Source organism: Crocosphaera sp. Alani8, assembly GCF_038442745.1.
GTDB lineage: Bacteria > Cyanobacteriota > Cyanobacteriia > Cyanobacteriales > Microcystaceae > Crocosphaera.
On the sequence record NZ_JARVCN010000027.1, the window covers coordinates 1 to 15,365 of the forward strand.

Annotated in this window: 13 protein-coding genes and 1 pseudogene; 8 read left to right on the forward strand and 6 right to left on the reverse strand. The window is 39.4% G+C overall.

All coding sequences use genetic code 11. The annotated features are described in order from the left end of the window. On the forward strand, positions 1-484 hold a 484-nt coding region (locus tag P9B04_RS02165), incomplete at its 5' end, for a hypothetical protein (protein WP_342053357.1). Between the two features lie 19 nt (positions 485-503). Here the strand turns inward: P9B04_RS02165 and P9B04_RS02170 are convergent. Then, on the reverse strand, positions 504-1,757 hold the full coding sequence (locus P9B04_RS02170) for a glycosyltransferase family 4 protein (protein ID WP_342053358.1): 1,254 nt from the start codon (positions 1,755-1,757) through the stop codon (positions 504-506). 260 nt (positions 1,758-2,017) lie between these two features. Between P9B04_RS02170 and P9B04_RS02175 the strand changes: the two genes are divergently transcribed. Beyond that, positions 2,018-3,262: a GNAT family N-acetyltransferase gene (locus tag P9B04_RS02175; RefSeq protein WP_342053359.1), complete on the forward strand. Its 1,245-nt coding sequence runs from the start codon at positions 2,018-2,020 to the stop codon at positions 3,260-3,262. A 70-nt stretch (positions 3,263-3,332) separates the two neighbouring features. Here the strand turns inward: P9B04_RS02175 and P9B04_RS02180 are convergent, their stop codons facing one another. After that, complete coding sequence (locus P9B04_RS02180; protein ID WP_342053360.1) at positions 3,333-6,023, reverse strand: phycobilisome rod-core linker polypeptide; 2,691 nt, start codon at positions 6,021-6,023, stop codon at positions 3,333-3,335. A gap of 273 nt (positions 6,024-6,296) precedes the next feature. On the opposite strand from P9B04_RS02180, the gene P9B04_RS02185 reads away from it, so the two are divergent. The 4 genes from P9B04_RS02185 to P9B04_RS02200 all read left to right on the forward strand — a co-directional run bounded on the left by P9B04_RS02185 (position 6,297) and on the right by P9B04_RS02200 (position 11,676). After that, a complete protein-coding gene (locus P9B04_RS02185) occupies positions 6,297-6,641 on the forward strand; it encodes a hypothetical protein (RefSeq protein ID WP_287139287.1) in 345 nt (114 codons plus the stop codon). Between the two features lie 65 nt (positions 6,642-6,706). Then, the gene (locus P9B04_RS02190; protein ID WP_342053361.1) at positions 6,707-7,519 is read left to right on the forward strand and encodes a TlyA family RNA methyltransferase; all 813 of its coding nucleotides are present in this window, start codon (positions 6,707-6,709) and stop codon (positions 7,517-7,519) included. Positions 7,520-7,913: 394 nt separating this feature from the next. Then, complete coding sequence (locus tag P9B04_RS02195) at positions 7,914-11,252, forward strand: M10 family metallopeptidase (RefSeq protein WP_342053362.1); 3,339 nt, start codon at positions 7,914-7,916, stop codon at positions 11,250-11,252. Positions 11,253-11,424: 172 nt separating this feature from the next. Continuing rightward, complete coding sequence (locus tag P9B04_RS02200) at positions 11,425-11,676, forward strand: hypothetical protein (RefSeq protein ID WP_342053363.1); 252 nt, start codon at positions 11,425-11,427, stop codon at positions 11,674-11,676. A 58-nt stretch (positions 11,677-11,734) separates the two neighbouring features. Here the strand turns inward: P9B04_RS02200 and mraY are convergent, their stop codons facing one another. Together mraY and P9B04_RS02210 are read right to left on the reverse strand one after the other, a co-directional pair. Beyond that, positions 11,735-12,838: a phospho-N-acetylmuramoyl-pentapeptide-transferase gene (gene mraY, locus P9B04_RS02205; RefSeq protein ID WP_342053364.1), complete on the reverse strand. Its 1,104-nt coding sequence runs from the start codon at positions 12,836-12,838 to the stop codon at positions 11,735-11,737. Between the two features lie 90 nt (positions 12,839-12,928). Beyond that, entirely contained in the window at positions 12,929-13,174 is a 246-nt protein-coding gene (locus tag P9B04_RS02210; protein WP_342053365.1) for a DUF3134 domain-containing protein, read from the reverse strand. A gap of 144 nt (positions 13,175-13,318) precedes the next feature. On the opposite strand from P9B04_RS02210, the gene P9B04_RS02215 reads away from it, so the two are divergent. Then, positions 13,319-13,948 (forward strand): ABC transporter ATP-binding protein, encoded by a 630-nt coding sequence (locus tag P9B04_RS02215; protein WP_342053366.1) that lies wholly within the window; start codon positions 13,319-13,321, stop codon positions 13,946-13,948. A gap of 54 nt (positions 13,949-14,002) precedes the next feature. Here the strand turns inward: P9B04_RS02215 and P9B04_RS02220 are convergent, their stop codons facing one another. Both P9B04_RS02220 and P9B04_RS02225 read right to left on the reverse strand, forming a co-directional pair. Continuing rightward, the gene (locus P9B04_RS02220; RefSeq protein ID WP_342053367.1) at positions 14,003-14,644 is read right to left on the reverse strand and encodes an ImmA/IrrE family metallo-endopeptidase; all 642 of its coding nucleotides are present in this window, start codon (positions 14,642-14,644) and stop codon (positions 14,003-14,005) included. Between the two features lie 2 nt (positions 14,645-14,646). Further along, positions 14,647-14,994 (reverse strand): helix-turn-helix domain-containing protein, encoded by a 348-nt coding sequence (locus P9B04_RS02225; RefSeq protein WP_342053368.1) that lies wholly within the window; start codon positions 14,992-14,994, stop codon positions 14,647-14,649. Between the two features lie 175 nt (positions 14,995-15,169). On the opposite strand from P9B04_RS02225, the pseudogene P9B04_RS02230 reads away from it, so the two are divergent. Further along, positions 15,170-15,365 (forward strand): annotated as a pseudogene (locus tag P9B04_RS02230) (hypothetical protein); the annotation flags it as partial.

Sequence of the window (15,365 nt, forward strand, 5' to 3'; positions counted from 1 at the left end):
CTTTTTAAAACTATGTATTTTTTTATACTACATTTTGAAGTGCGGAGTCTGGGTTGTACCCGATCTTCCTCCTAAAAGTATGATAGGTGGTTACTACCGTGAAGGTTGTATGCTAAGACTAGAGTTGAAAAATGATAGGTCAAAATATCAATTGTTACGAATAATTAATGAAAATGGAAAAACAAAAAAATATCATTCTTATACTGGTTATAGTGCTAGTGACCATAGCATTACAGAATATTGTGACCAGTTGTTAAAGTTGATTGAACAAAATAATTTAGAGTCCCCTAAAATTCAAGTTAAAGATATTGAAAATATCGGAGCTTATGCCCTTAAGATACAAATCTTGGAGTATTTCAAGAAACGAATTCAAGCTGAACCCAATATCAATATAAGTTTAAATGATCTTGCCAAGGAATTTGACATTAGCGATGATTTATTAAATCTGTTTCAAAAATTGGATATGGATTTTGATGAAGAATAAGATTATCAATAAGTCGATATTATAAAAGTTGACTAAGTTTTTTGATAGGTTTTTTTAACGATAAAAGTAATTCTTCATACCTATCTAAAATAAAGTCAAAATTGTAAACTCTCTTAGCATAATCTCGACCCCTTTCTCCTAAAGATTCAACTAATTGAGGGTTTGCATATAAATGCTCTATAGCTGAAGCTAAAGCCTCCGCATCTTCCGGGGGAACCACTAAACCCCCACCACTTTTTTTAATTGCTCTAGCTGCAGTTCCATTGAGAGGAACCGAACCAATAATAGCTCTTCCACTAGCTAATAACACTTGTATTTTTGATGGCATATTGAAAGAAATTACATTGTGTTTTTGCATCACCATGCCAACATCGGCTGCGGCTAACATTTCTGGCAACTTACTTCTAGGTTGAAAAGGTCTTAAAATTACGTTGGTAGCCTTTTTCCTCTGACAATATCTTTCTAATCTTTCTAACGCCTCTTGTTTCCCTACAATAACAACTGCTAAATTTTCAATATGGTTCAACTTAATCGCCGCATCGATAAGAATTTCGAGCGGTTGAGTTAAGGCAATATTTCCTGAATAAAGAACTACAAATTTACCTTGTAGATCGTTTTCCTGACGAAAGTAATTATCTTCTTTATCTAAGGGCTTAATAAAGTTAACATCTACCCAATTAGGAATCTCAGTAATTTTTTCTTGGGGAATTTGTTTTTGTAAAAGGTTTTCTGTAAAACCATCACTAATTACACTAATTTTTGTAGCTGTTTTATAAGCAAAATTTTCTAACCATTTGAACAAACTAATCATTTTTGGATTACGAATCAAGCCCACATGAACCGCCGCATCTGGTAAAATATCCTGTAAATTCAAAATAATAGGTGTTCGATATAACCAACTAAGAATAGCCGCCGGAACACACACAGGTAGCCCAGGAATAGTGAGGAAAATTGCCTCAGGACGAGAACCGTTTAAAACCTGGAAAAAACTCAGAACAACAAAACTAATCTCGAACAAAGCCCGATTTTTGAAACTCCTGTGGCGAGAAATCCAGACAAAACTCCGTTGAACTCTTACCCCATTCAGATTTTCGGTTAAGTACAATTTTCCCTTATATTCGGGTGCAATTTCACTGTTAGGGTACCAAGGCATAGCTGTAACAACCCGTACGCTATGGCCTTTCCTCGCTAAACCTTCTGCTAACTCGGTCATCAAAGGGGCAATACCAATAGGTTCAGGGTAATAATTGTAAGAGTAAATGAGGATTCGCATATCATGATTCTTAGAATTAAGATGGAGTGAACAAATTTAGGAGCGATCAATTTTATAGGCTACTAGCTATTAATCACCAAGTATATTACTTAAACGTAAACATATATTTATATCCAATACCCTATATTCAAACCTAATTAATCTCAAAGGTCAAGGAATTGTTTATTGCACTCACTACACCTCCAATTACAGTGGTTAAACAAGAAACACCTAAAAATGGTTAATATATATATTAGGTGGTCTACTTCTCAGTGCGATTCATGACAGCAACTTCTGATAATTATCCAAAAGCGTTGATCCGTCCCGTACAATATCGGGATCTTAACTGGTTAGAAGGTATTACCACCGAGACTAACCAGGTAGCTCAAAGTTCCCTTTCTTTCTCAGAACAACTACAACAGGTGAGACGCTGGTTTGGAGTTCTGAAATGTCTTCGCTTGTTCCCCAATAGCTTTCAAAATCATTTTCGTGTTTATGTGGCTGAGTTACCTCATCCATCTGATCTGCGAATCAAACAACTAAAAGGGTTTATTCATATCTCCCCCTTCAATCTTGGTCGTAGTACCTGGCGTGTAGAACGGGTTATGGTAGCTTGTGATCAGGAACAACCCGAGTTATTAACTAATCCTAAAGGCGTTGCTTCTCAACTGTTACGCCATTGTCTAGAAACCGTTTGGGAAGCAAGAACCTGGGTACTAGAAGTTAATGTTAATGAGAAGAACACCCTAGCGTTGTATCGTCAAAACGGCTTCCAACCCCTAGCTCAATTAACTTATTGGTTATTGGGTTCTGAGTTACTACAAACCTTATCACAAGAAAATTCCGAGTTACCGAATTTACTCCCAGTTAGCAACGCTGATGCTCATTTGTTGTACCAGTTAGATTGCGTTTCTATGCCTCCTTTATTAAGGCAAGTTTTCGATCGCAACCCACAAGACTTTAAAACTCCTTTTTTCAAGGGATTCTGTTCAAAATGGCAACAGTGGCTGCAGCAGAAAGAAGTTGCCCAAGGTTATGTTTTTGAACCCCAAAGAAAAGCCGCTATTGGTTATTTTAAAATAACTTTCTCCAGAGATGGTTCTCAACCCCATCAAGCGCAGTTAATTGTCCATCCGGCTTATACTTGGCTCTATCCCAAGTTATTAGCACAAATGGCACAAATTGCTCAAAAATTTCCCAGTCAAAGTTTAGAGTTAGTATCGGCAGACTATCAGCACGAGCGACAAGAATATCTGGAAAAATTAGGAGCCAACCCTATTGAACATAATTTATTAATGTCCCGTTCTGTGTGGCATAAACTGAAAGAAGCTAAACCAGAAGGACTGCACCTATCAGAGATGCTACAGGGATTACAAGCTGTACCTCGTACCCCTATTCCGAGCCGTTTTTCTTGGGTCAAACAACCGATTAATACCTCGGAAAAAAATCAAACAAGTTCTCAAAACCATCGTCAGAAAATAGAGAATGATTGTTTTGAATCTTCAGAAAAAATAGATCAAGATTAACACTAGACATAAAAAAAAAGACGCGATGACTCGCGCCTTTTCCATCAAATCAAGAAGTGATTCAGTAAAATCAACCTCCCACTTTAACCACAGGTTCAAAACTGGGAACCACCAACTCCTGATCTTGCTTGGTTAATTTGTTGTACAAGCGTTCGGTGTTAGGGAAGTTAGCCGCAGGGAGAGTGGGGAAGCGACGATAGGGAACCGTATCCTCTCCAAATAACTGGAGATACTCCATACTGTTGACCATTGCCCCAATAAAGCCACGAATACCCTGGCTAGCCAGAATTTGATTGTATTTTTGAATTTCTTTTTGAGTTAGAGGCGCACGACCCAAGAAATGTTTAGTTCCTAGCTCGATGACCTTAGTATTAGGATAGGGAGCATAGAACTCCTTAATGTAGAGATCCGAACAACCCAATCCTTCAATAAACTCTTTAACGTTGATTTCGCCGTTACCTAGCTTACTCTCAAGAGAAGTAAATTCAGCCTGAATGATATAAGGATTGAGATCCCTTTCAAAAATCTGACGATAAGCAGCACGAATGGCATTTTGTAAGGCTACTTTATCTGTTGTGGTTAACAACTTAAAGATCTTTGTTTGCTGACGTTGGGTACTAACCCCTTGATTGACTCGGAATTTGATTTCTGGTTCGGTACGATTGGTGTTTACTTCACCAAGTTCTACAAACCTTGGGGTTACTTCCTTATCAACCCGTTGACCAATATCTTCTCTGATGGTCCCAGGACGAGCCATGCGTAACTGCATTCCCGCAGGGGTCAAATACCGTTCGTAGGGAACTGTATCCTCTCCAAAAGCTTCGGTGTATTCGTCACTATCGAGCATAGCATCCACAATGGCATAAAAGCCTTTTTTAGAAGCCAAATCAAAGTAAGAATTGATTTCTTGACGACCGTAGGTAGGACGACCCAAAAGACGACGGTGAATGTACTCGATCGCTTTGGTTACGTAAAAAGGAGTCCAGTAGGTTTTGAGGAATACTTCGGACTTAGCTAAGGTTTTAATAAACTCTCGGAGAGTAATGTCTCCATTTTCTAGTCTATTTTCCGCTACTTTTAACCGTTGTCCTTCGTAAACATCTCGGCCGAATACTTGGCGGTAGGCAGCACGAATAACCGCTTGCGTTGTACTCTCCCCAAACTTAACACTAGCACCGTTACTGCTTCCCGGCAGTTCGTTGTTTAAACGGAAGACTTTTGCCCCCAAAGTACCAGGAAACTGACTACGGGCTGCAGGGTTACTGTTTTGATTGTTGATACCAGGACCACGATGAATCAAAATCCGCTTCGTATCTTTGTTGAAAGGAGCGGGACTCTTGCTAGGATTACGGGTTTCTTTCGGGAAGATCGCTCCAAATTGAATTTCTAGGGGATCATTTCCAGAACCGTATACGTGCTGATCCGGTAAAGGCTGATTATACTTGGCAAAAGTGGTAATGAATTGGGGTATTTTGCGGAAGGGCGCGCTATAGTTAAATAGGTCTTGCTGCATTCCCCAGTTACGGCATTCTTGTGCTTCTTGGCCTAAACCACGTAAGTAGGGGACGGTTTCTTCTCCAAAATAATCAGCGTATTCTTGAGAGTCCACTAAGGCATCCACTAGGGCAGGTAGTCCACCCTCAGAGACAATTGAAAAGTAGTTTTGAACTTCCTCTCGAGAACTTGGTCCCCGTCCGAGAATGTGACGGAACGCTAATTCTAAAGCCCGACTGTTGATAAACGGTTCAAAGAACTGTTTACGGTACAGAGGAGACTTACATAGTCGCCGGACAAACTCTTTCATAGAGATGTCCCCATTTTTCACCTGAGATTCCAGGTAAGAAATAGACTGACTATAAGCTTTGGTAATATCTCTTTCAAACAGTTGACGATAGGCAGCCCGAATGATCTCCCCTTTCTCAGATTCGGATAAGCCCGGCTTCATCGCAAATTTTTGACGGGTTAAAGAAGCATTAAAGTAGCTTTGGGGCAGTTCTAACCCTTGTAAATCATCAGAGGGGCGTTGACGTAACTTATTGGAGGGTGTGGGTGCTTTGAGTTCTGTAATCAGAATGTCAAAGTATTCTGTAACAATGGCTTCTGCCTCTTTATCTTGGCTGAAATACTCCCTAGACGCAGCCCGCATTTCTTGCAGTGCCACTATGGTGGCATCGATGGAACAAGCTCTTTCTAGTACCTGTTTTAAACCACGGGTATTGACCACTATAATGCTGGGATCACCCGCCACAATGGCATAGGTGACGTACCGCAAAAACCAAGACATATCCCTCAAGGACTTCTGCATATTGCTCGGCCCATAACGAGAAATATTGATGGGACGAAACCCAGGGGGAATAGGGCCACTAGAAGTGAATAGGGAACGTAAACCTCCCAAAAATCCACCACCACCGCCACCGCTTTCTACATAGGTCACTCCCCCTGGTTGGGTGGTTTGGGTAACACCAGCCATAGCCATCTCTTGAGGTTCTTGTACTGGGGGTTTTTCTAGATACGCCATGGGCGAACCCCCAGTGAAGATCCGGTTAGCGGCACGGGACACAATCAAATCTGAATTGGCCGTTATGATTTGGGCAATGGCCAGTCTCTTTTGTCCGGACTGGAAATATGTAACTAATTGATTGAGTTCTGTCTTGGCTAAAAACCGATCCTGTTGCTCGGCTTGACTGATGGCTGAGACGGGAACGGTTTGATACAGTTGGGGTCTTGCTAACGAGCTTCCACCACTTGCTTTTACACTCATTGGATTTCAACTATCTCCCATGAAAAATTGCTATTTTACTCCTCGATAGAGTTTAGATGTTCTCAACATCTTGTTAAAACTAGATGTTTATTAAAAGTGAATCAGCATCTAGATTAAACTGTTTCGGACTTTTCTGAGTACATTTGTAACAAAATGTATCTTTTCTATCTTCCCTCCTATTGGTCTTGAAAAATTTATACTTGCGTGCCATCAGGAACAATGTTAACCCATAGTTGAGATAATAAGGATCTTAGTTCTATCATCGTGTTTGGAATGACTCAACTTACCCTTAATTTAGTGCAAGGATCGGTTAGATTTAATTTTTCTGCTGAGGCTGCTAGATCTCTTAAATCAGAAATTGATCAATTAATGCAACGGTTGAAAACAGTAGCCGCCAATTCAGGAGGTGGGGGACGACCACAACCAGAAAAACCAATGGAATATCGATATACGGAAGAAGTATTCCTGGAAGTTTTTTGTAACCCCAACATTTATCCTAGCCCCTTTGCGGCCAAAGTTTTATTAACATTACGAGATGATAAAATTCGCTTAACCACAGAAGCAGAATTGACTCGTATTGTCGACGATTTAGTACAGTATTTGGAACAGGTAGGTTAGGGTATCCTCTTGCTTTTAAAAGTGAGTGAATCTATAATTGTGTAGCTCTGTACTCTGTATGTTCTTTGTCTAAACTCCGTCTGGATCTGCTTTTAGTAGAACGTGATTTCTGTTCCTCCCGTCAACAAGCGCAACGCTGTATTCGGGCCGGAGACGTTAAAGTCAATCAAAGAATCATCGATAAACCAGGAACCGTAGTTGAAATCGCAGCGGACATCGAACTCAAAGCAAAACCCCCCTACGTCTCCCGTGGGGGCCTCAAGCTCGAAAAAGCCATAAAACTCTTTAAGATCGCTGTAGAAGACCGAACATGTCTCGATGGTGGCATTTCTACAGGGGGGTTTACTGATTGTTTATTGCAAGCAGGGGCAAAACAAGTATATGGGGTAGATGTGGGTTATGGTCAAGTCGCTTGGTCATTACGTCAAGATTCCCGAGTGATCCTCAAAGAAAGAACCAACTTTCGTTATCTTACCCCTCAACAACTATATCAAAATAATCCCCCAGCAGATTTAGGAGTGATGGATGTTTCCTTTATCTCCTTAACCAAAGTCTTAGAACCACTATGGAAACTCTTAGTAGAACCGAGAGAAGTTATCTTATTGATCAAACCCCAATTTGAAGTAGGGCGATCGCGCGTCGGTAAAAAAGGCGTAGTTAAAAATCCTTGCGATCAAAGTCAAGCTATTTATCATGTTTTACAGACATCTTATCATCTAGGGTGGTTATGTTGCGGTTTAACCCCTTCTCCAATCACCGGACCTGCTGGTAATAAGGAATATCTCGCGTGGTTACGTTGCGATCGTGGTTCTCAAGACTATTGTTTAGATATTATTACCCAATTAACTCAAGGTAATATTTCGGAAATTTCTCGATAATAATGATCGAGTAACTAATGCTTTCAGAGAAATTTCAGTTACTCAGAATTTAAAAAAATTACAGATAAATTTTCTTCGTTTTACTTCGTATAAATTGCAGCAATTTGCAAAATAGAGAACAAAAAAACGATTTAAAGTATTTTACTTATGTAAAACTACTCTAATTAAATTTAGAGAGAATGATTTGTGGTTATTCATTTAATAATTTTTCTGTATTTTTATTTAAAATAAACATTAAAAAATATTTTCAGTGATGTTGTCTAACAGCATTCACTGTGAGTAATAATTCATATTTTGATTTTATTAAAAATACATAAAAACGTATTTATTACAGTGGCAAATTTATTTGATCTTTATAGTATTTTATTTAATTGCTGTGATCGAGATCATAAAAATGTGCTCTTCTTGTTCTTGCCTTGATGACAATACTAACCATAATCATGATCATAACCATAATCATGATCATAACGATAACAGTGCTGATAATAACAACACTGGTGAAAACGGCTCTAATTCCCCTAATTCTCAAACAATTTCTCCGCCCATTGAGGCAGTTTTATCTGGTCGTCAATGGTATCCAGGTCCAGATAGGGTGGTTACCTATAGCTTCTTTGAAGATGATGACTTTGTTAACTCCTACTATGGCAGTGAATCAGGCGTAAAAGAAGTTAGTAACGCAGTGAAAAATAATTATAGAGATATATTTGCTTGGTTAGAAAATGTTATCGATATTGACTTTGTAGAAGTTGATGAAACTGCTCCCAATACTTATGGTCAGATTCGTATTCAAAACTCTGATGGTCCAAAGTACGCATACGCTTATTATCCTGGATTTTCAAGCCGCACAGGGGATATCCATTTTAACTCTAGTTATGATCGCCTTGGGGATACCAACGGATTTCGACACGATCCTGGAAAACATGGCTACATGACTTTAGTGCATGAATTAGGCCATGCTCTGGGACTCGCCCACACTTTTAGCGGCACTGTATTACCTGAAAACCTTGATAATACTGATTATTCGGTAATGACTTATAGTTTTACAGGGAACTCCGCAGGGATCTTTATGCCCCTCGATATAGCGGGTTTACAACAATTGTATGGGGCTAAAACCCATAACGACGGAGACACTACCTATGTTTTTGGGGAATACATCGATCAAGTTAGTGTTAATGGGGTTTCCCTGCTGGAAACGAACCACCGTACCAAACAAGCCCTTTGGGACTCTGGTGGGAAAGATACCTTAGATTTTTCTGGCTTAAATCATCAAAATAGTGGATTTCATCTTGATTTAAGAGGTGGAGGGCTTCTTAGTAGAACATTTAACCAATTCACTTCTTATTCTACTGCCATAGCTTATGGTTTTGAAGTAGAGAACTTGATTAACTCCAAAAGTGATGACAAAATTTATCTCAACGATGCAAGCAATGAGATTAGTGGTTATAGTCCGAATCGCAACACAAGAAAAGATAAAATCTATTATGGAACAGCCGAAGATATCCTCAAGCTAGATTATGCTTCTAATCAAGTAAACGAAACCCGAAGTGGTCAAAACCTGATCATCAATTTAGGCGGCAATGGCTCTGTTGAATTAGTGAATTATTACGCTAACCCCAACAATCAAATCCAAGTTATTTACACTGATAGCAATCTCAACCCAGATCCCGATCCTAACCCAGATCCTGATCCCGATCCTAACCCAGATCCTGATCCCGATCCTAACAATGACATTATTGCTCAAATGGGTCAAATTAATGACTTAACCCACCAGAGTCAAACAATCGTTCTCGATCATACCTTTAATAACCCTGTTATTTTTGCTCAACCCTTATCTTATAATGGTTCGGACCCTTCTATAGCTAGAATTACCGATATTCAAGGCGATCGCTTTTCTGTTCAAGTGCAAGAAACCACTTTAATCAACCAAAATCCCCACAATGGCAACCATACAGAAGAAACCTTTAGTTTCTTGGTGCTAGAGGAAGGTATCTGGGAATTGTCCGATGGGACAATTATTGAAGTGGGTACTGTCACCACCAATGCTACTACCCGTTCCGATTGGTATGATATAACCTTCGAGTACGATTTTACCGATGCTCCGGTGGTTTTAACCCAAGTTCAAACGGATAACGATGCTACCTTTGTACGAACTCGTCAAAATAACATCACTCAGAATGGATTTGATCTGGCTTTAGAAGAAGAACAGGCTAGTTTTAATGATGTACGGGGTGCAGAAACTATTGCTTGGGTAGCTATTTCTTCGGGAACAGGTGAATGGGATGGAAATGCTTTCATAGCAGGGAATACAGGAAATAACGTTAACCAAGACTGGTACACCCTAGATTTTGGTAACGCTTTTGACGAGGCTCCTAAATTTCTGGGGAATTTTGGTAGTTATAATGGTCCAGATCCTTCAGGATTACGGTATCAAAATTTGAGCAACGGGGATGTTCAAATCATGTTAGAAGAAGATACCAGTGTGGATAGCGAAACTAATCACACTACGGAGGATGTTAACTTTTTGGCGATCGAAGCAACAGGAACTCTAACGGGATCGGCGTATGCTCCAAATAATAATGAAATTGTAGCTCAAATAGGTCAAATCACCGATTTAAACCATGAAAATCAAACCATTGTTCTAGAGGATGATTTCAATAACCCTGTTATTTTTGCTCAACCCTTATCTTATAATGGTTCGGACCCTTCTATAGCTAGAATTACCGATATTCAAGGCGATCGCTTTTCTGTTCAAGTGCAAGAAACCACTTTAATCAACCAAAATCCCCACAATGGCAACCATACAGAAGAAACCTTTAGTTTCTTGGTGCTAGAGGAAGGTATCTGGGAATTGTCCGATGGGACAATTATTGAAGTGGGTACTGTCACCACCAATGCTACTACCCGTTCCGATTGGTATGATATAACCTTCGAGTACGATTTTACCGATGCTCCGGTGGTTTTAACCCAAGTTCAAACGGATAACGATGCTACCTTTGTACGAACTCGTCAAAATAACATCACTCAGAATGGATTTGATCTGGCTTTAGAAGAAGAACAGGCTAGTTTTAATGATGTACGGGGTGCAGAAACTATTGCTTGGGTAGCTATTTCTTCGGGAACAGGTGAATGGGATGGAAATGCTTTCATAGCAGGGAATACAGGAAATAACGTTAACCAAGACTGGTACACCCTAGATTTTGGTAACGCTTTTGACGAGGCTCCTAAATTTCTGGGGAATTTTGGTAGTTATAATGGTCCAGATCCTTCAGGATTACGGTATCAAAATTTGAGCAACGGGGATGTTCAAATCATGTTAGAAGAAGATACCAGTGTGGATAGCGAAACTAATCACACTACGGAGGATGTTAACTTTTTGGCGATCGAAGCAACAGGGACTTTAACAGGTTCCCTCAAAGGTGACTCTTTGACTGGTTTAGTTCCTGAACAGACACGGACAGGGAATGGGGACATTTTTGTTGTCGGGAATGCCCAAGAATCGTTGTACGATGTCTACGGACAACAAGATTACCTAGACATTTCTGGGTTTGACTCTTCCCAAGATGTCATTCAATTACACGGAATAGCTGATAACTACTCTATCGGTGTTTCTCCTTCTGGTAGTAACGATCAGGGGATCTTTTTAAAGGTTGCTGGTATGGAGGATGAGTTAGTGGCTATTGTGAAAAATAGCGATAACTTAGACTTAAACTCTAATCAGTTTGCTTTTGTTTAATTAGTCTCTTGCATCAATCATCTCCCATCTCCCTTCTATTAGAGGTGTAGGGTTTAGGGTCTGAGTTTGCCTATTATTGCTGGAGTTTAGACTAACTTGCCAAGATAGAACTTATGAACATGAGAATCACTACCTAATCTTTATTTCCTCTCAGAAGGGAATACTAAAAGTATTGGAAAACCCCACCTTTCAAAACATATCAATTATGATTATTGCAGACCCAGATTATCTGAAGATCATTCTTTCTTTTTCCTATCGCGGCTACAGTGTTGAACTCGATCGCGGGGAGGACAACGGGCAAGAAATTTATAGCGTATGGGTGAGCTATCCCTTGGGGACTATGGTTGCTGTCCCCTATGCTTCAACCTCCAAAGAAGCGATCCGCAAAGCCAAGCGATGGATCGATAATCGTCTTGATCAATAAAACCGTGAGCGAGGTTTAGCCGATCTGTTTACTGTCAAGGTTGGGAGTGTTTCACTTCCTATAACGAGGAAATAATCCCTAATGCGGCTAATCCTGCATTCACTAAGTAAAAAACCCCAACGATTTGGGTTTCAGACCAACCGCTTAATTCTAAATGATGGTGCAATGGTGCCATTTTTAGTAGTCTTTTTCCTACACCGTCGGGCCCTTTTGTTGCTTTATAGTAGCTAACTTGGGCGATGACTGATAGGGATTCGATGAAGAAAATGCCACTAACTACAAATAAGGCCCAGAGATTGCCACTGATGATTCCCACTGCTGCCAAGGAACCACCCAAGGCTAAAGAACCGGTATCCCCCATAAACACAGTAGCAGGGTTACGGTTATGAAGCACAAATCCCAAGCAACTACCGCTCATACAAGCGCAAAAAACACCTAATTCTGGTGTATTAGTGGCAACTAAAATACCCAATCCCAAAAATCCTAGAGCTGCGGTTCCACCGGCTAATCCGTCTACCCCATCGGTGAGGTTGGTGGCGTTACTTTCCGCTACCAGAACGAATCCCGCTAAACCCCAAAATAAAACCCCTAAAGATAGAACTAAACCCCCTGGTAGAAGAACATCGGTAAGGGTGGAAGGTTGGGTTAAAGCCATCCAGACACAAAAACCAGAAGCGATGGCAATTTGTAAAATCAGTTTCATACGGGGTGTCAATCCCTTATTGGATTGTTGCCGTAAAATTTGCCAGTCATCTATCCAGCCAATAATTCCATAGGCTAAAGTAACTAAGGAGACTGCAATAACAAATGGGGCTAATTTTGAACCAATTAGTGCGATTGTAGTGCCTACGGGAACAAAAAAGATTCCCCCCATAGTTGGGGTTCCTGCTTTGGTGAGGTGGGTTTGTGGTCCGTCTTCTTGAATCACTTGCCCTGCTTTTAACTTTCGCAAGAAAGGCACAACACCATAACCAATGACACCAGTAACGGCAGCGGAAATTCCCAAAGGAAGCAGTAATGTTTGGCTAAAAGCAGCCAATTGACCAAAAAATTGAGCAAAACCTAGGACAAGAAGCAACAATAACACCGTTAATAACACTAACAAGTTACTTCCTGACGGTTTTTTTAGGGATATTTCGGGAGAAAATTTTGCATCTACCACAGCAGTTCAAATACAATTACAAGCTCAACATCAACTAAATGGGTTGAAAGGGGAAACTTCAGAATTGTTCCCCTCAAAGTTATCTAGGACTTAATCTTCGTCTTCTAGGGAGATATCATCGTCGTCGTCATCGTAGTTGTCATCGACATCGATTAAATCGGAAATTTCTGCATCTTCTTCCAGGATACTTTTTGTCTCTTCTTGTTCACGATAAATTAGGCGATTCGTTGCTTCTAACCAGTTAATAATAGATGAGTCCCGTTTAACAGGAATCACTGCAGCGGGTTCATACCTTGGTTCTTGGGATATGGCAGGGGATAAGTTATCATTTGACATAGGATTTAGAATTTAATGGTTCTGTTCACTTCCTCATAATAACTTAACCATCAACTTTGATGGTAGTTTTTTATGTAGAATAGAAAAGAAACAGGTGATACACTTATTTGTTAATATAAATTTCCAAAAATTAGGGGTTAAGTAATGTTATATCTTAAAGATGTTATGTACCATCCTGCTGCAACTGTTGAACCAATTTTAAAGGCTGCAAATTTAGAATTAGGGTCACAGGAATTGGGACTGGTAGTGGGTCCTAGTGGTTCGGGGAAAACTACTTTATTAGAAATTTTGGCAGGGTTAGCCCAACAAACAAAAGGGCGTATTTTTTGGCGGGATCAAGAATTAAATTTTTTAGATTTACAACAGCTCTGCGGCTTGGTATTTCAGTTTCCTGAAAGGCATTTTTGCGGTAGCAATGTTTTAGAAGAATTACGCTTAGGTCATCCAGAAATTACCACAGAAAATATTAGAAATGCTTTAGGAGAAGTGGGTTTGGAGGATATTCCTCTTAATACTTCTCCCCATCGTCTTAGTGGTGGGCAACAACGACGTTTAGCTCTAGCTGTTCAATTGATTCGTCAACCCAATTTATTATTACTAGATGAACCCACTGCCGGCTTAGATTGGTCAATGCGACAACAGTTGGCTAAGCTTTTATCTAAATTAAAGCAACATTGGACTTTACTGATTGTATCTCACGACCCCGATGAATTACTAGCCATTTCTGACCGTTGTTGGCGCATTAATAAGGGAGAAATTGCCTTAGTAAGTTGATTGTTTCTATTTTTGAATTATTATTCAAAGATCAAAAAGAAATCTAATTAAGCATTAATGGTTTTTCACAAGATTGTATCTTTTCAGTTCAATGTGACGAGATTTTTCTTTAAATTCTATCCATCCTAAATCTTTTAAACGATGAACTAAATTAGAGATAGTTACTCCCAATTCTTCGGCAATTTTGTACAGTTCTTTCCACTGCCTTAAATCACGATTTTTAGAGATTTCTTCTAATTTAAAACGAGGCATCAATAAGCAAGTTGCAAAATATTGTGCTTGCCATTCAATTCCTTTTAACTTAACTTCGTTACGGCATAATAAAGGTTCAACTTTAATGATAGTGTTTTCCATCGACAAACATTTTTTTACAACATCTTGATCGATATGCAACGCCCAATGTCCAATTTCGTGGGCAATAGTAGATTCTCCAAAACCCCCCCTTAATTGGGGAATTAATTCGTTGACTTCAATTAACTTTTCTAAGGGCAAAATCTTCGCAGCAATCATCCCCTTTTCGTCGTTAGGAATAGCATCCCAAACCACATCCAATCCTAAAAATTCTGCTACCCGACTGGTATCTATGGGAAATTTTAAGCGGTAGTTTGGGGTTTTTTCCATCTCCTGTAAAATTTTAATGGTTTCTTGTTCGATTGTTTTTTTGGGAATAAAACGAAATGGCTTAAATATTTGCACAATTATCCCTCCTTATCCTCTTCTATGGCTTGATTGAAGATTTTTTCTGCAAATTTGGGATTTTCTTTCATTCTTCTGAACAAAGTGGGCATACTTTTATAGTGTTCTCGCAAAAAGTCCTCGTTGTCTTCGGGAAGTTTCCCTGCAAGAAAGATTAACTCGTCTGCATCTAAGTCTAAATAAGTAGCTAAGTTTCTAATAACCTCCTCCTTGGGAGGATATTTAGCCCTTTCGTTTTCTAACTTGGATAAATAAGTAAAATCTATCTCTAGCTTTTCGGCTAACTCCCTTTGACTATATCCCTTCTTTTTGCGTCTTTGACGTATCACTTGACCAAAATTTTGACTCACGGTTTCTCCTGGGTAACTTTTTTCTCAATGATACTTGACTAAAAAATCAATATCAGTACATCATGCGTTTGTTGACTAAAAAGTCAATATGCAACTTAGATTAAGGAAATTGATCTAAACCTCATCTCATAGGTTATGTGAATTTCCACTATTTTCATCCGAGAAAATTACAATTATGACACAAGAGACATTTCCCGAAACAAAAGAGCAAATTTTGTCTAATTTTAACCAATTTTTAGTGAAATATAATCAACAAGAATCGACTATCATTACTAAAGAGGAAGAATTAGAAAAAGAAAAAAATCAGCAATTGTTGGAGGAAGCTTCTCAAAAAGTCTGGGGGGACTCGCCGAAAGTTAGGGGACAAAGAT

Bases quoted from the DNA above. Each gene is read 5' to 3' on its own strand.
- P9B04_RS02170 (WP_342053358.1), bottom strand. From the start codon at position 1,757: ATGCGAATCCTCATTTACTCTTACAATTATTACCCTGAACCTATTGGT.
- P9B04_RS02175 (WP_342053359.1), top strand. From the start codon at position 2,018: ATGACAGCAACTTCTGATAATTATCCAAAAGCGTTGATCCGTCCCGTA.
- P9B04_RS02180 (WP_342053360.1), bottom strand. From the start codon at position 6,023: ATGAGTGTAAAAGCAAGTGGTGGAAGCTCGTTAGCAAGACCCCAACTG.
- P9B04_RS02185 (WP_287139287.1), top strand. From the start codon at position 6,297: ATGACTCAACTTACCCTTAATTTAGTGCAAGGATCGGTTAGATTTAAT.
- P9B04_RS02195 (WP_342053362.1), top strand. From the start codon at position 7,914: ATGTGCTCTTCTTGTTCTTGCCTTGATGACAATACTAACCATAATCAT.
- P9B04_RS02210 (WP_342053365.1), bottom strand. From the start codon at position 13,174: ATGTCAAATGATAACTTATCCCCTGCCATATCCCAAGAACCAAGGTAT.
- P9B04_RS02215 (WP_342053366.1), top strand. From the start codon at position 13,319: ATGTTATATCTTAAAGATGTTATGTACCATCCTGCTGCAACTGTTGAA.